Genomic DNA, 22,394 nt, shown 5'->3' with positions numbered 1-22,394 from the left:
ATATCATTTTATGTATTAAAATAGATATATTTAAAAATAAGTGTTAGTAAAAATCTTGATATTTAAGGCTTTTTTTGTTATTTTAAAACTTTATTAAGTACTAAATAAATAACTACAAATCATAATGATTGAAAATAGTGATTATGCATTAAAAGTAGTTTTCAATAAAAGGAGCGACATCATATGATTCAGCGTTACCGTATTACAAGAGAGATGCAACAACCCGAAGGTGAAATAGATCCGATTACTTTGGAAGAGTGCAAAGCTTATTTTGCACTACAACCGGATTTTACGTATACTCCTGTGTTCACAGTCAAAGGAGAAGCGACGATGTCGATAGACGGAGACTTCTTTTTGTGGGATATTGGGACAGCTTCGATTCCTTTCCGCCATTATGAAGGCGATTTGTACGTCTCAGGTACCAATGAAGCAGTGATCCCGAAAATGATCGAAGTGGCTAGTGCATTACGAGCAGATATAGCAGAAGGTTAATGTATTCAACAGAAAGTCCCAATATTATTTTGGGACTTTTTTTGTTACCAAAATATTCGTTAAACAAGCGATTGAACAAAATTGATAACGATTACAATCAATCTATGTATCGAAAGAGTTGCTAAGTATTTCCAATATTTTAATCAAAATGTGTTTTAAACGTCTGTAATCGGGGTCATATTAAATAAGCGTATCATTCGAGAACGTATTAATTGATGTGGAGGAATAATGATGAACTTAGAATCTATGGCAACAACACCTTTAATGGAAACAAAAGATACAGAAAATAGTTTTGTCGATCAAGTACATGCTATTTTGAAAAACCGTCAGAATTCCGACTTAGCCGTTAGAGGTAAAATTAGTGAATTGGTAAGCAGATATACATCCACTACTAACTAAACTTCATACTATACGACTTAATTATAACTATAAAATCGTACCCTATATAAAAACAGGCTGAACTTCACTGTTCGCCTGTTTTTTCATGTGTACAGATATATTACACAATGATTCACTTGTGTATATTAGTAAATTACATACCTTATTTCTTCATCTCATACCAGATGGATTTGATCATAAGCAGACAATAGATCAGTACACTCTTTTACATTAGGTGTTTACATGATAAGAATGATCTTTTCAAATACGACAATGTCTTATCTAGAAAAAGATGAAAAAAAACCTTGATATCTCTGGATACTCCAACAAAATAACAGATAATATCCACATAATCGAAGAAAAAAAGGTTTTAAATTTTGGCTTGTTGTAAATATATTTGTTAATAACTGTGCTTCATTTGATTTGAATTGTAATTTAAAGGTTAAATCTTTGTATAGATTACATTTATTTGGATACGATGGTAGCTTAGTACATTTATTTTAAAGGTATCCACCTTGTCGAATAAACGATTTACTAGCCCAATCAATTCAACAAGAAAAGGGGTAGAATCTTATGCGTCAACAGCACCGATATGTCAATATGGATGTGCAGTACAATGACCAGATTCTTGATGTTAGTATTGTTTTTTATATGTATGGTAAGTTATCCAAATCGTATATCCGTTTTCGTTACAAAAAAGTAGATATCTTTGAGTTATTTGATAGTAAAGAAGAAAATCACCAACAAGCGGTAAAAACAATCTGTGAATTGATTGATACCATCGGAGTCGAAAAATATAGAAAATTCGATCGTGTCATGGGCGAATTGAAACGTATCTATAGTAGACGTATTATTGTAGACAATAAAGTATATGCTAACTTTTATGAAAGCGAGTTAAGTGTAGGCGAACGTTATATGTATAGTCGCGAAATTATGATGAATGATGGTAATCAATTAGAAGATCATTTGTTAATCGAAGATCGCGAAGATGTAGAATCCAAACAGCAAGTTCTGCGTAATTTGCGTCGCAAAGTTAAAAATTATTTTGAGGAAGTTGAAGTGTTACCACATCCTCAATATTTAAATACAAAATATAGCTTGGTATATCAAGATATTACAGACTGGATGGAACAAAATATTCCTACTTATTATATCCAACGTTTTATGAACGCATTGGAAGCTGTATAATATTGATGTGATGAGCACCCTGAAATGGGTGCTTTTTATATGCCATTTTAATCTTTAGAACTTCTACTAGTGGTTGAATACATACTCCAAATCATGAAATCACCAAATATCTTTTTGTTCTCTACTCTAGCGCTCGACTTCAATTCCATGCTATGTTATTATAGTGGTTCTGATAACGTGGTAACGAACTAAAGCGTTCGGTAAATTGTAAGGGGAGCGATCATATGAAACAGAGAAAAATAGCAGGATTATTATTGATATTTAGTGTGGTTTTATTGGTATTAGCAGGATGTTCTAGTGGAGCTAACAAAGATGATAACAAGCTAGTCATCGGAATTGATGATAAATTTGCACCGATGGGATTCCGTGATGAACAAAATAATATTGTTGGATTTGATATTGATTATGCCAAAGCTGCCGCAGCTAAAATGGGTAAGCAAGTCGAATTTCAACCGATTGATTGGTCTGCCAAAGAATCTGAATTAAATAGTGGTCGAATTGATCTGATATGGAACGGATATACAATCACAGATGAACGCAAGCAAAAAGTACTATTTACCAAACCTTATCTAGCGAATAGTCAAGTAGTTGCTGTGCTTGCTAACTCGCCAATCACTACATTCAATGATCTAGCTGGTAAAACGGTCGGTCTACAGTCGCTATCTTCTGCTTCAGATGCTTTAACAGCTAATCCGATCAAAGCACAGCTGAAAGAAGTAAGTGAGTTCCCTGATAACGTACTGGCGTTAAGTGATTTGAAAAATGGTCGCTTGGATGCTGTCGTTATTGATGAAGTGGTTGCTCGTTACTATATGTCTAAAGAACCGAATACGTTTAAATTATTGGATGAATCATTATCGCCTGAAGAATATGGTATTGGTGTGAAGCAAGGTAATGAAGAATTGCTTAATAGTCTGCAAAAAGCATTAGATGAATTAAATAGCGATGGTACAGCTAGCAAAATTTCAACTACTTGGTTTGGTGAAGACAAAGTTCTTAAATAATCATCAAGATGATGTATACATGTTTTGCAAAGCGTACAAGAGTACACCCATATAAAAGTCATCAGAAAACCGGTTGAGTGATACAACCCGGTTTTCTTTTGTAAATAATCAGATGTAAATTAAAAATGTTGAGATGTAGGAGTCGAATACGATGAGTGTAGATTACTTATTACAAATTATAGGACCTATGCTAGAGGGAGCTAAAAATACAATTCTTCTGTTTTTGATTGCAATTGTGTTATCTATTCCTCTAGGATTTGGAATTACATTGTTAGCCAATAGCAGTATCAAATTGTTATCGTGGTTAGCGCATACGTTTATTTATATTACTCGTGGAACACCATTACTATTACAATTACTCTTTTTCTGCTTTGGATTACCGATGTTGCCGATTATAGGCGATTATCTGGTGTTTGATCGTTTTGTAGCGGCAGGGCTTGCATTTGTACTGAATTATGCAGCTTATTTCGCAGAGATCTTCAGAGGCGGATTATTGTCGATTGATAAAGGGCAACATGAAGCAGCGCAAGTACTGGGACTCAGCAAATGGCAAACGATGACCAAAGTGATTGTTCCACAGATGATTCGGGTGGCGTTACCTTCACTTGCTAATGAGTCGATTACACTGGTCAAAGATACTGCCTTACTCTATGCTGTAGCGGTACCAGAACTGCTTCACTTTGCACAAACAGCAGTCAATCGTGATTTTACGATCACTCCATTTGTACTAGCAGGTATTATTTATCTATTAATGACTTTAGTATTGACGTTGCTATTCAAAGGATTAGAACGTCGATTTAAATTTGAATAAAAGGAATGTCTATCTATGACAATGATTGAAGTACAACAACTCAAAAAAAGTTTTGGCGATCTCGAAGTATTAAAAGGTGTGAATTTTACAGTGGAACCGGGTGAAGTCGTTGCGATTATCGGACCTTCTGGTTCAGGTAAAAGTACGATGTTACGGAGTCTGATCCATCTGGAAGAAGTGAACAGCGGTAGTATTTTATTTCAAGGTCAAGCTTTAGTCGAGAACGGCAAATATGCCAATGCAAACACGATCAAAAAAATAACATCACGTATGGGGATGGTATTCCAGCACTTTAATCTATTCCCTCATCTAACGGTACAACAGAACTTGGAATTAGCGCCCAAAGCGGTGAAAAAAGAAAGTGTCGCAGATATCCGTAAGCGCAGTGAAGTGATTTTGAATAAAGTAGGATTGTTGGATAAAGCGAATGTACTACCAGCTAATCTATCTGGCGGGCAAAAACAACGGGTAGCGATCGCAAGAGCATTGATGCTAAATCCAGATATTTTGCTTTTTGATGAACCGACTTCAGCACTTGATCCAGAATTGACAGGTGAAGTGTTACGAGTGATGCAGCAATTGGCGCAAGAAAAGATTACTATGGTTGTGGTCACACATGAGATGAATTTTGCTAGAGATGTAGCTGATCGAGTTATATTTATGGACAAAGGTGAAATTGCAGAATCAGGTACACCTGCTCAAATCTTTGGCAACCCACAGTTAGATCGTACCAAAGCCTTTTTAAGTCGAGTAGAAAAGTAAGTCTAATGAGCCAGTAATAGATAGCAGGCTAATTGAGGATTGCGGAACAGAGTAGGTTCATCTAAGATCATATCGTAATCATAAAGACTGATCTGATGGAGGCGTACGATGAATACACAATCAAAAGTAGCTATTATTACAGGTGCAGGAAGTGGACTGGGTCAAGCTACCGCTCTCAAATTAAGCGGTAACGGCATTACGGTCGTTGTGGTAGATATCTCGGAAACAGCTGGGCAAGAAACGGTATCGATGATCGAAGCCAAAGGAGGCACAGCGCTTTTTATTGCTGCTGATGTTAGCCAAGCACCACAAGTAGAGCATTTTGTTCAGCAAACAGTAGCTACATTTGGACGAATCGATATGTTTTTTAATAATGCAGGGATTTCCGGTCCTGGACTCAAATTAGCTGATCATAGTATTGAGCAATTTGATCAGATTATTAATATTAATTTACGTGGAGCATTTTACGGGATGAAATATGTTATTCCTGAAATGCTTAAAATAGGTGGCGGGTCTATCGTCAATACAGCTTCTACCGCAGGTGTAGTCGGTGTACAGACAGTAGCTCCTTACGCCGCTACCAAGCATGGAATTATCGGTTTGACGCGTACCGCTGCGATTGAATACGGTCAAAACAATATTCGTGTGAATGCAATTGCACCCGGTACAATCGAGACACCGATGGTAGCTGAATTCGGAAGACAGAATCCAGAGACAATGAAAGCAACCGTTGATAGTATCCCTTCGGGACGATTAGGCAAACCCGAAGAAATTGCGAATCTAGTATCTTTCTTATTAGGAGATGAAGCACCTTATATCAATGGTGCTGTCTATGCCATTGATGGAGCTGTAACGGCGCAATAAGATAGAATAGGTTATCGTATCAGAATTTGGTACAATACGTATGCAAGAACCCTTGAATCATCATTTCAAGGGTTTTTCTTATTTTGACATTATAGGAGCTGAAGATATGACTACACTAACATACACACGTCTTATTAACCGGACACTTGAAATTTTGGCAGAGCAGAGCAGTCAAGAAGCTTATACTTATATAACTGAACATGCGAATGAAGTAAAAGGTAACGATGCACAAGTGTATAATTTCCGTTATTCTTTAGCGGCTGCTTCAGGTATGAATACAGAAGCATTACAACTACTACAAGAAGCTATTTTGGAAAAAGGATACTGGTATTCTTCCACATACTTACTGGAAGAAGAAGATTTGAAGTCTTTACGTGATCAAGATGAATTTCAAAAATTAGTCGAATTATGTGTAGAACGAGAAACGTTAGCACGCGAAGAGTCTACACCTGAATTGAAAATTCTGTACCCGAATGATCAAGAAGATCATACAATACAACAGACGATTATTGCTCTACATGGTGATCAGGAAAATATCGAAATTGCAGAACCTTATTGGATCAGTCTGTTAGATCATCATTATCGTCTAGCTTTACCTCAATCTTCGCAAATTCTGTTCACCGATGCGTATGAGTGGGAAGATGTAGAGCAAGGTGTAGAAGAATTGAAATGGCATCTTAGTGATATTATGACCGAAGATGCTCTAAGCCCTTCAACTACATCCTTGAAGCCGATTGTGGGTGGATTCTCAGCAGGAGCAAGAGTGTCTCTATATACTGCGATTCAAGACCCTACAGCGTTCAGTGGCTTGATTCTGGTCGCACCGTGGTTACCAGAAGCTTCAGAATGGGAGAAAGGGCTAGCGGCATTACAGGAAGCTGGTGTTAAACTTTCGATTATGTGTGGAGAATGGGACGATGATTGTCTACCAGGTACGATGGAATTGATCGAAGCTCTACAAGAAGCGCATGTAGATTACCAATATATTGAGCTTCCTGAACTGGATCATGATTATCCTGAATCTTTCGCTCAGTTATTACACGAATCGGTAACTTATATTCAATCGACAGAACAAGACCAAGAAGAATGAATATTAAGGAATAAAGTCGAACAGTGAGCATTATCTATTAAATAAGGTTTGATTTTAAAAAATAAACAAGAAAAGTTATAATGAAAGAACGACTTTATTACAAAGACAACAAGTTGCCGTCTTGAAAGAAGAGTGAATAAATTGAAAATTGGTGTGTTGGACTCGGGGATTGGTGGATTAACTGTTTTACATGAGATGTTAAAAGTATTGCCAGAGGAAGACTATATTTTTTATGCAGATACTCAGCATGTGCCTTATGGTGAAAAGCCGAAAGATGAAGTGCGTCAGTATATTTTTGAAGCGGTAGATTATTTAGCTGCGCAAGATATTAAAGCGCTGGTGATTGCTTGTAATACAGCTACCAGTATAGCAGTCAATGATCTACGTCAAGCTTATGACTTTCCTATTCTAGGTATAGAACCAGCAGTGAAGCCTGCGGTTCAGAACAGTATGATTAAGCGCAAAAAGGTATTGGTCTTCGCAACCACATTAACATTACAAGAAGAAAAATTTCAAAATTTAGTCCGTTCTATTGATACTGCTGATATTGTAGAAAGTTTGGCTTTGCCAGGGTTGGTACAATTAGCTGAAAAGCGTCAATTCGCAGAGGAAGAAGTGCAGTCTTATTTGGAACAAGCGCTATCTGGACTTGATCCCAATCAATACGGAACGATCGTCTTAGGATGCACTCATTTTCCTTATTTTAGAGAACACTTGCATCATTTCTTTCCAGAAGAAGTAGATATTATTGATGGTGGAGAAGGCACAGCACGAAATCTATACCGTATATTACAAGAGCATTCTTCAATCGGTGAAGGAACAGGTAAGATAATGTATGTAGAATCTGGCAAAGTTATTCATGAGGCAGAGCAGTTAGAAGCTTATCATCAATTGTTAGTCAGATTATCGTCCCCATCCCCATTTCGCTCATCCTAAAAAATGATTCTATCCTCATATATACCAAGTAAAGCGCAGCCTATCATGATAAGCTGCGCTTTTTGCTGTACTAATCAGCATAAGATGTAGTGTACATCAGCAAATATTTTTTGGATAAGCAGTATTCTAAAAAGGGAGTACACTTTCCACAGCTTTGGTTAAGAAACCTGAGTAGGAGAAGTAGAAGCAAGAGCAGACGGTGTAGAATGACGAAGGGAACGGGTAGCTTTGATCGACATAGATTTACGTTTGGTTGCAGGAGGTCTAACCACAGATGTATTGACAGCATGAGAGGATGAGCTAGTGAACGTCTGAGGAATAACTTCTGCTCTCGTCGGAGAAGCAGTGTATCCTGTTAGACGAGGATGAAGCGGTTGAACAGGCTTAATTGTAGGCTTCAGCTTGGACTTCGCAGGTTGCCATGCCAAAATCTGATCTTCACGAAATGTACGTGGACTTCCTGTACGTAGACAGTCTGCATATACCAGACCTTTACGAATATGCTTAATCTCTATACGTCGTTGAGTCAATTGATTCGAACGATCCATATACACAATTTCTACAATTTCGCCTATATATTTAGATAACATATCGTATTCTCCTATCCGAACATTTGTTCTTATTTATATTCTTATTATATACGAACATACGTTTCTTTTTCAAGTGTTATTTAAGCCTTATTTATAATCATTCAGATAAGTACCAATTACATATGGATCGTACCATACGAACTATTGATTTCAGTCTATGCTTATATTGGGTAAGTGAAGTGATAACGATTTATGGATAAGTACAGTTATTCAAGGAGGACATAATGAAAAATAATATTCCACAATTATTATCTCAAATGACGCTTGAAGAAAAGGCGAGTCTTTGCTCAGGTCTTGATTTCTGGAACACACAACCGATCGAACGTTTAAATATTCCGTCTGTCATGATGACCGATGGGCCACATGGATTGCGTAAGCAAGGAAAAGAAGCCGATCATCTAGGGTTAAACGATAGTGTACCTGCGACTTGTTTCCCATCAGCAGCAGGCATGGCTTCTTCATGGAACCGTGATCTTATCCGTCAAGTAGGGGAAGCACTAGGTCAAGAATCACAAGCAGAAGATGTGGCTGTGTTGCTTGGGCCTGGAACCAATATCAAACGTTCGCCGTTATGTGGACGCAACTTTGAATACTTTTCTGAAGATCCCTATCTTTCTGCGGAATTAGCTGCTCATCATATTCAAGGGGTACAAAGTCAGGGTGTCGGTACATCACTCAAACATTTTGCCGCTAACAATCAAGAAGAACGTCGTATGAGTGTAGATGCGATTGTTGATGAGCGTACATTGCGTGAGATTTATCTAGCTAGCTTTGAAGGAGCGGTTAAGCAATCTCAACCTTGGAGCGTTATGTGTTCTTACAATAAATTAAATGGAACATATACAGGAGAAAATGAATTTCTGTTAACCAAAGTATTACGTGAAGAATGGGGATTTGAAGGGTTTGTAGTCTCCGATTGGGGCGCTGTGAACGAACGTGTAGATGGTCTTCGTGCAGGATTAGAACTTGAAATGCCTGCTAATAATGGTATCGGTGATGCCAAAATTGTCAAAGCTGTTCGAGAAGGACAACTGGATGCAGAGGTATTAGATCAAGCGGTTACCAAGATTTTGGAATTTATTTTCAAAGCGGTCGAGCAACGTCAAGCAGATGCTACGTATAATGCAGATGAACATCATGCACTAGCACGCAAAATAGGACAAGAAAGTATGGTTTTACTCAAAAACGAAGATCACCTTTTACCTCTTGCTAAAAAAGGAAAAATTGCGGTGATCGGTGAATTTGCACAAAATCCTCGTTATCAAGGCGGCGGCAGTTCCCATGTGAATCCAACTCAACTGGATAAAGCATTTGACGAAATTACTCAATTAGTAGGTGATCAAGGTCAGGTATCGTATACAGCTGGATATGATCTCGATAGCGATGATGTCCAGACCGCATTAGTCCAAGAAGCGGTACAACAAGCAGCAGAAGCAGATGTGGCTATTTTATTTACTGGCTTACCTGATCGGTATGAATCTGAAGGATATGATCGAACTCATCTCAATATTCCGCAAAATCATCAACAATTAATCGAAGAAATTGCTAAAGTACAACCTAATCTCATTATTGTTCTTAGTAACGGCTCACCTGTAGAAATGCCGTGGATCAACCATGCCAAAGCTGTACTGGAAGGATATCTGGGTGGACAAGCATTTGGAGGTGCAGTTGCGGATCTACTCTTTGGTGAAGTAAGTCCAAGCGGGAAATTAGCAGAAACGTTCCCTATGCATTTAAGTGATAATCCATCATTTTTATATTTCCCGGGGGAAAAAGATCGGGTCGAATATCGTGAAGGTATTTTTGTAGGTTATCGTTATTATGATACCAAGCAAGTAGAGCCTTTGTTCCCATTTGGTTACGGACTCAGTTATACGTCATTTGAATATAGTGATCTACAGTTAGACCGTCAGCAATACAGCGATCAAGATAAAGTAAAAGTGAGTGTGACGATTACCAATACAGGCAAAACAGCAGGTAAAGAAATTGTACAATTGTATGTAAGTGATCATGAGAGTACAGTGATACGTCCGCAAAAAGAATTGAAAGGATTCGCTAAAGTTCATCTACAAGCAGGGGAAAGTCAGACAGTACAGTTTACTCTCGATAAACGTGCGTTCGCTTATTACAATGTAGATATTGCGGACTGGCATGTAGAATCAGGAACATTTGAGATTCTAATCGGTTCTTCTTCTCGTGATATTCGTGTGCAACAATCGGTAGAGATACAATCGACAGTAGAACTTCCGATTACGATTGACCGTAATACAACGATGGGTGATATTACAACACACCCAACGACTCAACAACTGGCTAAAGAATTGTTAGAACGTTCAGGAATGGGCGAATTATTTGATTCTAGTGATGATATGATGTCTGCTATGGTCAAAGGAATGCCTTTACGTGCTATGGTGAACTTTGGACAGGGTAAATATACAGAAGAAATGTTAGCTAAAGATATCGAAATATTGAATCAAGCATTTGCAAATAATCAACGTTAATTTGTAGATAAAACAGCCTTTTTCGCTATGGAAAAGGGCTGTTTTTTGCTGTCATCAAGCTGTTTTGGATCAGCATAGAAATAGAATTTATCCACCATATCCCAACAATAGCCGTCTATATCTTCCATTTATATGATACAATTATAAAGAGTCCACAATGGAAAGATCGAAGGAGCAAAACAAAATGGCGATAGAAGTGATACGCGTTCAAACTCAACAACAACTGGAAGAATGTTTAAAAATCCGGAAACAAGTATTTGTTGTAGAGCAGAAAGTTCCTGAGAGTCGAGAAATAGATCAGTACGATCATTTGCCTAATGACGGTGTAGCTTACCACTTTTTATTGCAAAAAGATGGTGAAAGTATTGCCGCAGGCCGTATGATTCGTTATGAAAATGGAGCAGCTAAAATGCAACGTATTGCTGTGTTGCCTGGTTATCGTAGAGGTGGATATGGCAAATCTATTCTTTTGGGTATGGAAAATTATGCGCGTCAAAATGGATTTGAAAAAGCTTTACTTGATTCTCAATGTCAAGCTGAAGGATTTTACAATAAAATGGGATATATCACGATTTCTGAAGAGCCTTTTGATGATGCAGGTATTGCTCATGTTAGTATGAAAAAGCAACTTGTTGTCACGATCTAATCTTTTCACCTATGTATAGACATGAATGAACGTAGTAAAACCGCGCCAGTTGCATAGGGCACGGTTTTTTGTTTTGTTGATCTGTCGATAGGAGGGTTATGATCCTAACGTGTATATTTTATGCTGTTCTAAAAATGTCATTTCTTTTGTTTTGCCTACAAAATCATCTTTATCGTCGTTATAATGCATCAACAGAATAGTCGAACGTACTTGTTCTGGTAAAGACAGCAATTCATCTAACGTGGCATGAACAATACCCGGAGGATGTAATTGGCAATCATGCAGAATGGTCTGCACCCCTCGCTCATATACCAAATGTTCCAGCAGATGAGGTTGGAATTTCATATCTCCGCTATAAAAAATAGTCTCATTCAGTAAAAAGGAATAGCTATTCTTGCCATCGATATGCGGAGTCTGAATCAATTCAATATCCAGTCCTTCGGTTAAAGTAATCGGTTGCTCAGCCACAATCGGTCTCACATCAAACACATCTTCGATTCGTTCTATTCCTTCTTGTGTCATTCCACCAGACAACGTGTGCTCCCATAGTGGACGAACCAATGTACTTGCAATATATAGAACCGGTTTACGATTATAGATAAATTTCATTTGAAAGCCTAGCTCTTCCAGTCCTCCAACATGATCTCCATGAATATGAGTCACTAGAATCGCATCTATTTCATTGACCGTTTTGCCCAATTGATGTAAAGCCAGTGGAGCTGTAATACCGCAATCCACCATCAACGTATAGTCGCCTACATGAAGAAGGGCATTGTTATTATGATAATTTTTGGCAAAAGCATTACCTGTTCCTAGCATTTGTAGTTCAATAGACACAGTATTCCTCCTGTCTGTATTGTACGTATGATCTAGATATGTCTTGTATGATCATTAGACATTCTTCCTTCTCAATGTACCATGAATAGAACCAAGAAGGGAAATGATGAATATAATCCTGTTATAGCCAACCCACGGAGATACAACTTTAATTCATTGGTTTAATAAGAGTTAAAAGTGAAAATGCAGAAGAGTGACCATATGTCAAAAGGTTACAATTTTTTCACCGCAACTGAACGGGACTAATGGAGTATATATGTATAAGAAGATCAGCATAGAGATACAATGCTTTTATAATACAGAAAGAATTGGAGTCGATAAGCTTTTTCTAAATATAAAAGGAGGGGTTCTTACGTGATATGGAAAAGAGTTGCAGTCTGTGCATTAGCCTTTTTCTTAATGAGCAGTTCAGTGCTATTTGCAGATGCTGTAAGTCAAAAGATTAAAGTCTGGATCAATGGAAGTGAGGTTAGTGATGGAGCGTACATGATCGATGGCAAAACCTATGTGCCTTTGCGTGAAATTCAAGGGATTGTCGATTATGATAATGATGCCAAAACGGTCAAACTTACCAAACCTAACGTACATATCTTTTTATTCAAAAATGATACGGCGTTTGGCAACGTCAGTAAAGGAAAGCTCAAATTCAACGTATTTAGTCAAGTCGACAATTTACAAACGGATATTGTAGCTGTGAAAGTAGCGATTATCGATCCTTCAGGGAATCAAAAAGATATCCAAAGTCAGGATATTACACAACAAAAAGATAACTTCTGGTTCCGCACATATGATTTCACATACGACTTTAATAGCGCAGGCAAGTATACAGTCGGATTTTATATGAAAAAGTCCAAAGCTAGCGATTATGTACTGGTATCCCAAAAGGTAATTACGGCGCTTAATCAATAATCATGATGTCTGATTAGTCTCTCATCGATTAGGATCTGTTCAAGGTATGACTCTCAATTGACCTGTCTAGGGGAAAGTGGTAAGATACACAAGTATTATTTCATGAATCCAAGGTATTGTACCTATTTATGAACCTAAATGACATTCAATTTTATACTGAAAGTAGGTTATCCTAATGAGCGATAAACATGTACATGATGAAAATTGCAATCATGATCACGACCATGACCACGAAGCGGAAGAATATGTATTAACATTGACTGACGATGAAGGTAATGATGTAGAAATGGTTCTTGTTGAAACATTTGATGTGGGCGAGAAATTGTATGCACTTCTACTAGAGCGTGGCAACCCTGAAGCAGATGGTTATATCATGCGTCTTGAGGAAGAAGAAGACGGATTCGAATTGCAAAATATCGAAGACGAAAAAGAATGGGCAGCTGTAGAGAAAGCATACGGCGAGCTTATTGAAGAATCAGAGTAAGATTCATCACTTTATAACTAAAGCCGGAATGGATATTGTATATTTCTATACAGTATTCGCTCCGGCTTTTTTTGTATGTTATAGAAAGGTAATTAAACGTTTAGAAAATAGCGTCTGTCTCGACAATCACTTTGACATGATGAACCGTACGATCTTCAGGCCCTTTAACAGGCAGACCGACTTCTACATGATCGGTAATATAATCGATATTTTCTTGTGAAATGACTTCACCTGGTAGCAAAATAGGAATACCCGGCGGATATACATAAATAAATTCAGCAATAATGCGCCCTGCGGATTCTTTGAAAGGAACCACTTCTGTATCCCCGTAAAAAGCATCACGCGGAATCAGTGACAATTGCGGAATCTCTGGAATTTTGACCACCAATTCATGAATTTCTTTAGAACCGTCTGTGCTGTAATATTGAGAAGCCATATCCGTTAACGAACGTACCAGAATATCTACACTATCCTGTGTATCCCCTGGAGTCACCAGACACAAAATGTTATACATATCACTAAGTTCAATCTCTAGATTGTAATGCTCACGCAACCAGTTCTCTGCATCATAGCCTGTTATTCCTAAATGACGGATATGAATCGTCAGCTTCGTCGGATCGTAATTGAAGGTAGCTTCACCACCAAGCAATTCTTTACCAAAGCAGTATAATCCCGGAATATCATTGATCTTCTGACGTGTTTCTTGTGCCAGATTGATCGTGCGCTCTGCCATATCATGTCCGTGTAGCGCTAGATTACGACGTGACGTGTCTAAAGAAGCGAGTAGGATGTATGAAGTAGATGTTGTAGTCAGCATGCTAATAATGGTCTGTACGCGGTGAGGATTCACATGACCATTTTTTACATTTAGATTCAAGACAGAACTTTGAGTCATAGAGCCACCAAGCTTATGTACACTGGTAGCAGCCATATCTGCACCGGCTTCCATCGCAGAGACCGGTAAGTCCTTGTGGAAATGAATCAATACACCATGCGCTTCATCAACTAATACAGGAACACCCCGGCTATGCGAAAGATCCACGATTTCTTTCAAATCTGCACACACACCAAAGTAAGTCGGGTTAATCACAAGAACAGCTTTGGCATCAGGATGACGATCTAGAGCACGGCGTACCGATGAAGTCGTAATACCATGATCAATCCCCAAGTTCTCATCACGTGCTGGAGACACGAATACAGGCTTCGCTCCTGCAAAAATAATCGCAGACATGATTGATTTGTGTACATTACGAGGAACAATAATTTTGTCACCGGGTGAGCAGACTGACAAAATCATAGTCATAATAGCACCACTTGTTCCTTGAACTGAGAAATACGTATAATCAGCACCAAAAGCATCAGCAGCTAATTTTTGTGCTTGCTCGATCACACCCATAGGTTGGTGTAAATCATCCAGTGGTGCGATATTGATCAGATCTATAGAAAGGGTATTGTCACCCACGAACTCTCGAAATTCCTGATCACTTCCGATTCCTTTTTTGTGCCCTGGAATATGGAATTGGACGGGATTGCTTGCCGCATGTTCTCGAAGAGCGGTAAAAAGCGGCGTTTGCTGATGATCCATTAAAGCTGTCACAACCTTTCTGATGTCAAATAATGATTCATAGGCTAAAATGCTTATACAACATTTTGCCAAACAAAATGAGTATAGCAAAACGTGGAGGGAATGCAATAGTTATTATGATAAGATAAAATGCATGATCTATAAAGAGGTATACATTCAGGGTTAGACTTGAAGGGAGTCATCTTCATTAATGGTATCGATTTCGAATTCTATCACAGACCAGCAGAATCAAGCAAAAAAGCGTCAACGTCATATTTTTGTATTTGTATGCCTATGGCTCCTTATTTTTTTAGTGGAATTTGTTAAAGGTGGATTATTAGTCACTTTACTGCCTGTATATATGGGCCATGTACTTGGATTACCTGCGTTTGCAATCGGTATTGCTTTTGCATTGCAATATGTAGGGGACAATGCACTTCGAGGTCCTGCTGGCTGGTTAGCAGAACGATTGGGCTTCCGAATGATTATGTCGATCGGTATGATTCTTGTACTGGGTGCTGTTTTTATTATGGCAACCGAAAAAAGTACAGGCTGGCTAATCTTTGCTTGTGCAGTGATGGGGATAGGAAGTGCTCCTCTATGGCCTTGTGTGATGTCGCAGATTACCAGTCTTTCACAGGCTGATGGCAAATATGGAACATCGATGAGCATTATAGAAATAGCTTCTCTTGGAGGCGCCGGGCTTGGACCCGTAACTGTCAATTGGATCAGTGGCACATCGTATCAATCGACACTTTGGATGATGTTAGTCTGTATGACCGTAGTACTAGGAATTGCTTTATGCTTACCAGGTCGTAAAAAAGAAGTCTATGCTCTAGAAGCTGATCCTGAATCGGATGAACAGCTACAGCACCGATCAACTTCTCGAATTACAGGTAAGCAACGGATACAGCAATATGTATCGTTGATTCGTTCGCTACATATCCATCCTTTATTATATCCGGCATTATTTCTACAATCTTTTGCATTAGGTATTCTTACACCTATTATCACGTTGTATGTGGTCAGCCAACTCGAATTAACGCCTGCGTATTTTAACGGCTTATTAATTGTAGGTGGCGGTGTGACTGCACTGGGTCTGATTCCAGCAGGTCGTCTGATCGATCGTTTTGGCAGTCGCTTTTTTCTGCATATTGGGTTTTTACTTGCAGGTACGGCATTAGTCGGAATGGCTTCTACTAGAATTTTATTTTGGATATGGATATTTGTAGTGGGTATAGGTTTGAGTTATGCGATGATTTTGCCCGCTTGGAATTCGTTACTCGCTAAGCTTGTGCCTACGCAAGAACGAGGTATGATCTGGGGGTTGTTTTTGACGTTACAAGGATCAGGGCTTGTGATTGGGCCTCTAGTCTCTGGAAAGTTATGGGATAGTATCAGTCCACAAGCTCCTTTTTTTGTCAGTGCTAGTTCAATGTTTATTTTGTTTTGTATTCATTGGATCATGATACGTCATCGACCTAGTCTTAGATAAACATACCAAAACACCTTATGTGCTTACATCGCAGATAAGGTGTTTTTATAGATTCATATGAAGGTCGATATTAAAATGCCATTCGGTACAACGGAAGTAATTGTTCGAAAGTTTGTTCTACTTTTTCGATAAAAGCTTTGCCATCTTGAAGCAATGGATCATCTTTTTCGATACGTAATCCACATACGATCTCGGATTTTTTGACATGCTGTAATCGTTCTGCGGTATCCAACCAGTACTGGTCATCCAATTCACCCTGAATATTGGCTTGTGGTGACATATGATCTGTAGACCAGTAGAATTCATCAGGAATCATTTGTTTTACTTTTTTCCAATTGGTTTGTAATGCTTTACCAAAATCTACTTTACGTGGACTTTCATAGATAATTGCAAATACAATAAAGACATGACTGCCAAACATACCTACTTCAAAGTGAGGTAATGCTTTGTATCCACGTTTATTCGATGCCCATGCTACCCATGTATCTTTAGGTGGATTCACCGTACGACGAGCGTGTTTGGCAACATGTACATACATTTCTTCACCACATAGTGTAGCCAGATAAGGCTGTATCTGTTCACCGATTGTTGTGAGTTTAGGTCGAATCGTCTGAATCAACGCATCCATACGTGGCTCCAAACCATCGATAGTAAATACATCAAAGTCTTTCGAATCAAATCCTTTAAATTCAACATTATTCATATTTAAAATGCCCCTCTTTCCAAATCCATCCATATAAGTGTACCGATAAGCCGCGTTTATTATAGCATAAGAGCATACGATTATTTCATGAAGATTACATGTATCTGTATGCTTTAGTGCTTAGACAACCTTGTAAAGGGGTAAAATTATAATAAGTATACATTGTACTAAAGTTTGCATATACAACAATACTCTTTATAGTGCTTATTTCCAAAATAGCATTCGTTATTTATACTTTTTTTTGTATATTTTATCAATTAATCACAGAACAGCTAGAAAGATATATAGAATGACATACAGATCAACCAATTGTTTGAAAAGGAGGGATTATGATGAATAAAAGTTATGAAGTGGAATATTGTAACTTGGAATTGCGTTTTGAGCGGCGTGATATTCAAAATTTGATTCGTGATTTGATCAAAGAAGGATATTCACTGTATTGGAGAGAAACCGAGGATTCATTTATCGTATCGATCCGTACAGATGATCATATGACCAAATTACGTTTTCAACAAACACAAGAAGGATACAAATTGATCGGAGATTATCGTATCCATGATTCGCGTTTGTCTGAATGGATGGAGAAGTTAATCGGCGATACACGTGGGCATGCAATCGTCAAACGATTTAAAGATCAACAGATTCTTGTTGAAAACATATTGTTTGGTGAAGTGATTCGTATGGTCGAAATATCGGGTTTCGAACAGCGTGTATTATATCAAAAAGAATCGACGTTAACGCATGAAGCATTACACACACTTTTTTTATCGACGGAAGGTGAACAGAGATTGGAAAATATAGAGACGCAAATTGATGAATCGTTAGATCGATTGAATGAAGCGATCAAAACAGGCGATACTGAAAAAATTGATGAATGTAAAAAAGTGTTGGAAAATCTTCGTTTTGAACTTATTCGTTTGGAAAAGTAAACCTTAAAACGTGATCTCCAAAATAATTTGTTGAGATAGCCAAAATATTCACAATTCTTTCAACAATTCTATGAATTTTGGTCAGATCATGTTTTGAGACTTTCCTTATGACATTAAAACCTGTAAAATGATGAATTGAACCTACTTATTTTATGCAAAATCATGAATACAAAATATTGAAGCAAAGGATGGAGAACCAGAAATGTCTAAACAACAAATTGGTGTAATCGGTCTTGCCGTTATGGGTAAGAACTTAGCTTTAAATATTGAAAGCAGAGGCTTTACAGTATCTGTATTCAATCGTTCTCCGCAAAAAACGAACGATTTGCTTGAAGAAGCAAAAGGCAAAAACCTAACAGGAACATTTTCTATCGAAGAGTTTGTTAATTCTTTGGAAGTTCCACGCAAAATTCTAATTATGGTTCAAGCAGGATCTGCAACAGATTCTACGATTGAACAATTGATTCCTTTCTTAGCTGAAGGTGACATCATTATTGATGGTGGTAATGCTTACTTCCCAGATACGCAACGTCGTAGCAAAGACTTGGAAGCTCAAGGATTCCGCTTTATCGGTACAGGTGTATCCGGTGGTGAAGAAGGCGCACTTAAAGGACCTGCTATTATGCCAGGTGGACAAGAAAGTGCTTATAAATTGGTAGAACCTATTCTTACAGCAATTTCTGCTAAAGTTGATGGCGATCCTTGCTGTACATATATCGGACCAGACGGCGCTGGACACTATGTAAAAATGGTGCATAACGGTATCGAGTATGGCGATATGCAGTTGATTGGTGAAGCATATAACTTGTTAACTTCTGTTCTAGGAACTTCTGCTGAAGAATTACAATCTATTTTCAGCGAGTGGAACAAAGGCGAACTAGATAGCTACTTGATCGAAATTACAGCTGATATCTTCTCTAAATATGATAAAGAAACTGGCAAACCTATGGTTGACGTTATTCTTGACTCTGCTGGACAAAAAGGTACAGGTAAATGGACAAGTCAAAGTTCATTGGATCTAGGCGTTCCATTGTCTATGATCACTGAATCTGTATTTGCACGCTTCTTGTCTGCAATGAAAGAAGAACGTGTAGCAGCAAGTAAAATTCTAAACGGACCTAAAACAGATGCTTTCACAGGCGACAAAGCTGAATTTATTGAAGCAGTTCGCAGAGCATTGTTTGCTTCCAAAATCGTATCTTACGCTCAAGGTTTCGCACAAATGCGTGCAGCTTCTGACGAATACGGTTGGGATTTGAAATACGGTAATATCGCTATGATTTTCCGTGGCGGTTGTATTATCCGTTCTCGTTTCTTGCAAAACATCAAAGATGCTTATGACAAAGACTCCGGTCTAAAAAACCTATTGCTTGATGATTACTTCAAAGGTGTAGTTGAAGAATATCAAGATGCATGGCGTGAAGTTGTATCTATCGCTGTGAAATACGGTATTCCGGTTCCTGGATTCTCTAGTGCATTGGCTTACTTCGATAGCTACCGTACAGAAAGATTGCCAGCAAACTTGTTACAAGCTCAACGTGACTACTTCGGTGCACATACGTTCAAACGTTTGGATAAAGAAGGTACATTCCATCACGAATGGATGCAAGAATAGTCTACAATATCTGATAATCATTATTTTAAAGCGCACTGGAACTCCTATGCAGATAGGAAAAGCCAGTGCGCTTTTTTGATGTCTACTTTGTCTGCTTCTAAAGGGATTACATCGAAGAAACGAATGATTGTCTTATGTTTTACCTCTATGATATGATGGGTGGAATAGCATAGTTGTTGAAAGAGGTGTAGACATAGTGCATCAACCAAAAGATTTGTTGCATTCCAATATTATTCTGGTTGGAATGATGGGTACAGGCAAAACAACCGTAGGTACATTATTAGCTGATTTACTGCAATATCCATTAGTTGATATTGATGCAGTGATTGCAGAATCAGAAGGTATGAGTGTACAGGATATTTTCGCTTCCAAAGGAGAATTGTACTTCCGTGAACTTGAAAGCCAAATGCTTGCCAAAGTGTTGGAGCAAAAAGGGCAAATCGTGTCGACAGGCGGAGGTTCAGTGTTGCGGGATACCAATTGCCAGCTCATGACCAATAAAGGGCTTGTGGTATGTTTGACCGCTGATATTGATCATATTGTACAACGTGTAGGTGGAGACGATAACCGTCCATTGCTAGCAGGAGACACATATGAGCGAGTCAGTAGTATTATGGAGCAGCGTAAACACGCTTATGAATTTGCCCATGTCACTGTAGATACATCGCTTTTGAATCCAGATGAAGTGGCTACACATGTTTTAACACGTTACCGCGTTCAAGCTTTTTAATGTTTAGGTACGAAAGTAAAAGACTTGTTACATGAAGTCAACAAGTCTTTGATACAGATAAAGAATATTCAATTAAGATTGATTTTCAACCCAATCAATCATACCACCAGACATATTTAAGCAATGATCGTAACCTAATTGTTGTAGATATTCGCGCGCACGTTCGCTACGGTATCCGCTACGACAAATTAAAACAGTCGGTATTGTTTTATCGATTTCATTCAGACGATCAGGAATTTGACCCAAAGGAATATGTTTGGCACCATCGATCATACCCTGGTTCACTTCTTCATCTTCACGTACATCAATTAATTGCAATTTTTCTCCTGCCGCCAAGCGTTCGCGCAGTTCATCCGTGTCGATCTGAGTAGGATTAGACATATAGGTTATACCCTCATTTCTGAATGTGTTTTTAACATCTTTATCATACCGAAGCGTGATCTTTACTGTCAATTGAAGTGACAGCATAGCACAGAAAATGAGTTAAACAAAAGAAGTATAACTATAATGACCAATATTATTTTATTTAAAGGAGCAGAAAACTATGGATGTTATTGTTACCCCTACCCCTGAACTCAAAGGAGAAATTGGAGCGTTATCTTCTAAAAATTATACTACACGTTATTTGCTAGTAGCTGCTTTAGCAGAAGGAACAAGTACGATTCATTTCCCTGCACACAGTGAAGATAGTGATGCAATGCGTCGTTGTATTCGTGATTTGGGAGCTATTTTAGAAGAAGATGATGAGAAAATAGTGATTACTGGATTCGGGAGCAAGCCTGTAGATGTGAAAGAGTTAAATGTAGGTAATGCTGGAGCGGTATTACGCTTTTTGATGGCGATTGCTGCATTATGCCCTGAAGTGACGTTTGTGAATACATATCCAGATTCACTAGGGAAACGTCCACATGATGATCTGATTACATCTTTGGGTCAATTAGGTGTCGAAGTAGAACACCAGAATGGAAGACTACCAATTACGATACGTGGAGGTCAGCCGCGTGGTGGCAAGATTACTGTATCGGGTAGTGTCAGCTCACAGTATTTAAGTGCATTGTTATTTTTGACTCCTTTATTAGAAGAAGATAGTGAAATTACAGTACTACATGATCTCAAGTCCAAAGTCGTTGTAGGGCAGACACTTGAAGTATTAGCGCAAGCTGGTATTACGATTGAAGCAAGTGAAGACTTGATGACTTACAAAGTACCAGGTCGTCAAAAATATGTAGCTCAATCCTACACCGTGCAAGGCGATTATCCGGGATCAGCAGCTGTACTTGCAGCAGCGGCAGTCACCAAGTCTGATGTGATTATTCATCGCTTACCTGTAGAAAGTAAGCAAGGGGAAAAAGCAGTCGTAGATGTATTACAAATGATGCAAGTTCCATTAACTCATGAAAATGATGTTGTACATGTCAAAGGAACAGGCATACTTAAAGCAGTTGAATTTGATGGTGATGCGGCTACAGATGCTGTACTTGCGATGGTAGCAGCGGCTGTATTTGCAGAAGGCACTTCACGCTTCTATAATGTAGAAAATTTGCGTTATAAAGAGTGCGACCGGATCACAGACTATTTAACAGAACTTCGCAAAGCAGGTGCTAATGTAGAAGAGCGTCAAGCAGAGATCATCGTGCATGGTCGTCCTGAAGGAGTAGAAGGTGGCGTTACGATTGATGCTCATTATGATCATCGTGTTATTATGGCACTGTCTATTGTAGGCTTACGTGCCAAACAACCGATCGTTATTCGTGATGCTCATCATGTAGCGAAGTCGTATCCGCAGTACTTTGATCACATCCAAGCGCTTGGCGCTAATATAGAATGGGTACAAGGTTAATATAAGCAATAGGTATAGCTTGAATT

At 38.4% G+C, this 22,394-nt stretch carries 23 protein-coding genes; 18 read left to right on the top strand and 5 right to left on the bottom strand.

All coding sequences use genetic code 11. The features are described from left to right. The first annotated feature begins 183 nt into the window (after window positions 1-183). From PO903_RS20415 to murI, 9 genes are all read left to right on the top strand, one after another. Window positions 184-492 carry a hypothetical protein gene (locus tag PO903_RS20415; protein WP_273594421.1) on the top strand — a complete coding sequence of 103 codons (309 nt, stop codon included), beginning with the start codon at window positions 184-186 and terminating at the stop codon, window positions 490-492. 231 nt (window positions 493-723) lie between these two features. Next, entirely contained in the window at window positions 724-891 is a 168-nt protein-coding gene (locus PO903_RS20410) for a hypothetical protein (protein WP_161594182.1), read from the top strand. A gap of 552 nt (window positions 892-1,443) precedes the next feature. After that, window positions 1,444-2,058, top strand: a complete 615-nt coding sequence (locus PO903_RS20405) for a hypothetical protein (protein ID WP_069328990.1) — start codon at window positions 1,444-1,446, stop codon at window positions 2,056-2,058. Between the two features lie 224 nt (window positions 2,059-2,282). Next, on the top strand, window positions 2,283-3,062 hold the full coding sequence (locus PO903_RS20400; protein ID WP_273594420.1) for an amino acid ABC transporter substrate-binding protein: 780 nt from the start codon (window positions 2,283-2,285) through the stop codon (window positions 3,060-3,062). 151 nt (window positions 3,063-3,213) lie between these two features. Continuing rightward, window positions 3,214-3,873, top strand: a complete 660-nt coding sequence (locus tag PO903_RS20395; RefSeq protein ID WP_137220729.1) for an amino acid ABC transporter permease — start codon at window positions 3,214-3,216, stop codon at window positions 3,871-3,873. Window positions 3,874-3,888: 15 nt separating this feature from the next. Further along, entirely contained in the window at window positions 3,889-4,635 is a 747-nt protein-coding gene (locus PO903_RS20390; protein ID WP_069328993.1) for an amino acid ABC transporter ATP-binding protein, read from the top strand. Between the two features lie 108 nt (window positions 4,636-4,743). Further along, a complete protein-coding gene (locus tag PO903_RS20385) occupies window positions 4,744-5,499 on the top strand; it encodes an SDR family NAD(P)-dependent oxidoreductase (RefSeq protein WP_069328994.1) in 756 nt (251 codons plus the stop codon). A gap of 106 nt (window positions 5,500-5,605) precedes the next feature. After that, on the top strand, window positions 5,606-6,589 hold the full coding sequence (locus PO903_RS20380; protein ID WP_273594419.1) for an alpha/beta hydrolase: 984 nt from the start codon (window positions 5,606-5,608) through the stop codon (window positions 6,587-6,589). 141 nt (window positions 6,590-6,730) lie between these two features. After that, window positions 6,731-7,525 carry a glutamate racemase gene (gene murI, locus PO903_RS20375; protein ID WP_273594418.1) on the top strand — a complete coding sequence of 265 codons (795 nt, stop codon included), beginning with the start codon at window positions 6,731-6,733 and terminating at the stop codon, window positions 7,523-7,525. 158 nt (window positions 7,526-7,683) lie between these two features. Here murI and PO903_RS20370 read toward each other — a convergent pair whose 3' ends face one another. Then, window positions 7,684-8,115 carry a hypothetical protein gene (locus tag PO903_RS20370; protein ID WP_273594417.1) on the bottom strand — a complete coding sequence of 144 codons (432 nt, stop codon included), beginning with the start codon at window positions 8,113-8,115 and terminating at the stop codon, window positions 7,684-7,686. A 224-nt stretch (window positions 8,116-8,339) separates the two neighbouring features. Here PO903_RS20370 and PO903_RS20365 point away from each other — a divergent pair, with 224 nt between their 5' ends. Further along, on the top strand, window positions 8,340-10,616 hold the full coding sequence (locus tag PO903_RS20365) for a glycoside hydrolase family 3 C-terminal domain-containing protein (protein WP_273594416.1): 2,277 nt from the start codon (window positions 8,340-8,342) through the stop codon (window positions 10,614-10,616). Window positions 10,617-10,800: 184 nt separating this feature from the next. Beyond that, window positions 10,801-11,262 carry a GNAT family N-acetyltransferase gene (locus tag PO903_RS20360; RefSeq protein WP_069328999.1) on the top strand — a complete coding sequence of 154 codons (462 nt, stop codon included), beginning with the start codon at window positions 10,801-10,803 and terminating at the stop codon, window positions 11,260-11,262. 96 nt (window positions 11,263-11,358) lie between these two features. Here the strand turns inward: PO903_RS20360 and PO903_RS20355 are convergent, their stop codons facing one another. After that, on the bottom strand, window positions 11,359-12,099 hold the full coding sequence (locus tag PO903_RS20355; RefSeq protein ID WP_069329000.1) for an MBL fold metallo-hydrolase: 741 nt from the start codon (window positions 12,097-12,099) through the stop codon (window positions 11,359-11,361). Window positions 12,100-12,453: 354 nt separating this feature from the next. Between PO903_RS20355 and PO903_RS20350 the strand changes: the two genes are divergently transcribed. Together PO903_RS20350 and PO903_RS20345 are read left to right on the top strand one after the other, a co-directional pair. Next, a complete protein-coding gene (locus PO903_RS20350) occupies window positions 12,454-13,008 on the top strand; it encodes a stalk domain-containing protein (protein ID WP_069329001.1) in 555 nt (184 codons plus the stop codon). Between the two features lie 175 nt (window positions 13,009-13,183). Then, on the top strand, window positions 13,184-13,492 hold the full coding sequence (locus PO903_RS20345; RefSeq protein ID WP_069329002.1) for a DUF1292 domain-containing protein: 309 nt from the start codon (window positions 13,184-13,186) through the stop codon (window positions 13,490-13,492). Window positions 13,493-13,592: 100 nt separating this feature from the next. Here the strand turns inward: PO903_RS20345 and PO903_RS20340 are convergent, their stop codons facing one another. Next, complete coding sequence (locus PO903_RS20340; RefSeq protein ID WP_069329003.1) at window positions 13,593-15,077, bottom strand: aminotransferase class I/II-fold pyridoxal phosphate-dependent enzyme; 1,485 nt, start codon at window positions 15,075-15,077, stop codon at window positions 13,593-13,595. Between the two features lie 190 nt (window positions 15,078-15,267). Between PO903_RS20340 and PO903_RS20335 the strand changes: the two genes are divergently transcribed. Further along, window positions 15,268-16,551 (top strand): MFS transporter, encoded by a 1,284-nt coding sequence (locus PO903_RS20335; protein ID WP_273594415.1) that lies wholly within the window; start codon window positions 15,268-15,270, stop codon window positions 16,549-16,551. A gap of 70 nt (window positions 16,552-16,621) precedes the next feature. On the opposite strand, the gene PO903_RS20330 is transcribed toward PO903_RS20335, so the two are convergent. Then, window positions 16,622-17,254, bottom strand: a complete 633-nt coding sequence (locus tag PO903_RS20330) for a YktB family protein (protein ID WP_273594414.1) — start codon at window positions 17,252-17,254, stop codon at window positions 16,622-16,624. 332 nt (window positions 17,255-17,586) lie between these two features. Here PO903_RS20330 and PO903_RS20325 point away from each other — a divergent pair, with 332 nt between their 5' ends. From PO903_RS20325 to PO903_RS20315, 3 genes are all read left to right on the top strand, one after another. After that, on the top strand, window positions 17,587-18,183 hold the full coding sequence (locus tag PO903_RS20325; RefSeq protein ID WP_069329006.1) for a YkzI domain-containing protein: 597 nt from the start codon (window positions 17,587-17,589) through the stop codon (window positions 18,181-18,183). Window positions 18,184-18,385: 202 nt separating this feature from the next. Further along, on the top strand, window positions 18,386-19,798 hold the full coding sequence (gene gnd / locus PO903_RS20320; RefSeq protein ID WP_069329007.1) for an NADP-dependent phosphogluconate dehydrogenase: 1,413 nt from the start codon (window positions 18,386-18,388) through the stop codon (window positions 19,796-19,798). Between the two features lie 196 nt (window positions 19,799-19,994). Then, entirely contained in the window at window positions 19,995-20,528 is a 534-nt protein-coding gene (locus PO903_RS20315) for a shikimate kinase (RefSeq protein ID WP_241669243.1), read from the top strand. Between the two features lie 72 nt (window positions 20,529-20,600). Here the strand turns inward: PO903_RS20315 and PO903_RS20310 are convergent, their stop codons facing one another. Next, window positions 20,601-20,909, bottom strand: a complete 309-nt coding sequence (locus PO903_RS20310; protein ID WP_069329008.1) for a rhodanese-like domain-containing protein — start codon at window positions 20,907-20,909, stop codon at window positions 20,601-20,603. 163 nt (window positions 20,910-21,072) lie between these two features. On the opposite strand from PO903_RS20310, the gene aroA reads away from it, so the two are divergent. Then, on the top strand, window positions 21,073-22,368 hold the full coding sequence (gene aroA / locus PO903_RS20305) for a 3-phosphoshikimate 1-carboxyvinyltransferase (RefSeq protein ID WP_273594413.1): 1,296 nt from the start codon (window positions 21,073-21,075) through the stop codon (window positions 22,366-22,368). Window positions 22,369-22,394: the final 26 nt, after the last annotated feature.

The organism is Paenibacillus sp. PK4536 (genome assembly GCF_028594455.2).
Classification (GTDB): Bacteria; Bacillota; Bacilli; order Paenibacillales; family Paenibacillaceae; genus Saccharibacillus; species Saccharibacillus nuruki.
The sequence above is the reverse complement of the archived record's forward strand: the minus strand, read 5'-3'. Positions and strand labels throughout refer to the sequence as shown.

Excerpts from the sequence above, each read along its gene's own strand:
- aroA (WP_273594413.1), top strand. The coding sequence starts at position 21,073 with ATGGATGTTATTGTTACCCCTACCCCTGAACTCAAAGGAGAAATTGGA.
- PO903_RS20310 (WP_069329008.1), bottom strand. The coding sequence starts at position 20,909 with ATGTCTAATCCTACTCAGATCGACACGGATGAACTGCGCGAACGCTTG.
- PO903_RS20365 (WP_273594416.1), top strand. The coding sequence starts at position 8,340 with ATGAAAAATAATATTCCACAATTATTATCTCAAATGACGCTTGAAGAA.
- PO903_RS20335 (WP_273594415.1), top strand. The coding sequence starts at position 15,268 with ATGGTATCGATTTCGAATTCTATCACAGACCAGCAGAATCAAGCAAAA.
- PO903_RS20385 (WP_069328994.1), top strand. The coding sequence starts at position 4,744 with ATGAATACACAATCAAAAGTAGCTATTATTACAGGTGCAGGAAGTGGA.
- PO903_RS20390 (WP_069328993.1), top strand. The coding sequence starts at position 3,889 with ATGACAATGATTGAAGTACAACAACTCAAAAAAAGTTTTGGCGATCTC.
- PO903_RS20400 (WP_273594420.1), top strand. The coding sequence starts at position 2,283 with ATGAAACAGAGAAAAATAGCAGGATTATTATTGATATTTAGTGTGGTT.
- PO903_RS20345 (WP_069329002.1), top strand. The coding sequence starts at position 13,184 with ATGAGCGATAAACATGTACATGATGAAAATTGCAATCATGATCACGAC.
- PO903_RS20330 (WP_273594414.1), bottom strand. The coding sequence starts at position 17,254 with ATGAATAATGTTGAATTTAAAGGATTTGATTCGAAAGACTTTGATGTA.
- PO903_RS20405 (WP_069328990.1), top strand. The coding sequence starts at position 1,444 with ATGCGTCAACAGCACCGATATGTCAATATGGATGTGCAGTACAATGAC.
- PO903_RS20410 (WP_161594182.1), top strand. The coding sequence starts at position 724 with ATGAACTTAGAATCTATGGCAACAACACCTTTAATGGAAACAAAAGAT.
- PO903_RS20380 (WP_273594419.1), top strand. The coding sequence starts at position 5,606 with ATGACTACACTAACATACACACGTCTTATTAACCGGACACTTGAAATT.
- PO903_RS20340 (WP_069329003.1), bottom strand. The coding sequence starts at position 15,077 with ATGGATCATCAGCAAACGCCGCTTTTTACCGCTCTTCGAGAACATGCG.
- PO903_RS20325 (WP_069329006.1), top strand. The coding sequence starts at position 17,587 with ATGAATAAAAGTTATGAAGTGGAATATTGTAACTTGGAATTGCGTTTT.
- PO903_RS20370 (WP_273594417.1), bottom strand. The coding sequence starts at position 8,115 with ATGTTATCTAAATATATAGGCGAAATTGTAGAAATTGTGTATATGGAT.
- PO903_RS20415 (WP_273594421.1), top strand. The coding sequence starts at position 184 with ATGATTCAGCGTTACCGTATTACAAGAGAGATGCAACAACCCGAAGGT.
- gnd (WP_069329007.1), top strand. The coding sequence starts at position 18,386 with ATGTCTAAACAACAAATTGGTGTAATCGGTCTTGCCGTTATGGGTAAG.
- PO903_RS20360 (WP_069328999.1), top strand. The coding sequence starts at position 10,801 with ATGGCGATAGAAGTGATACGCGTTCAAACTCAACAACAACTGGAAGAA.
- PO903_RS20395 (WP_137220729.1), top strand. The coding sequence starts at position 3,214 with ATGAGTGTAGATTACTTATTACAAATTATAGGACCTATGCTAGAGGGA.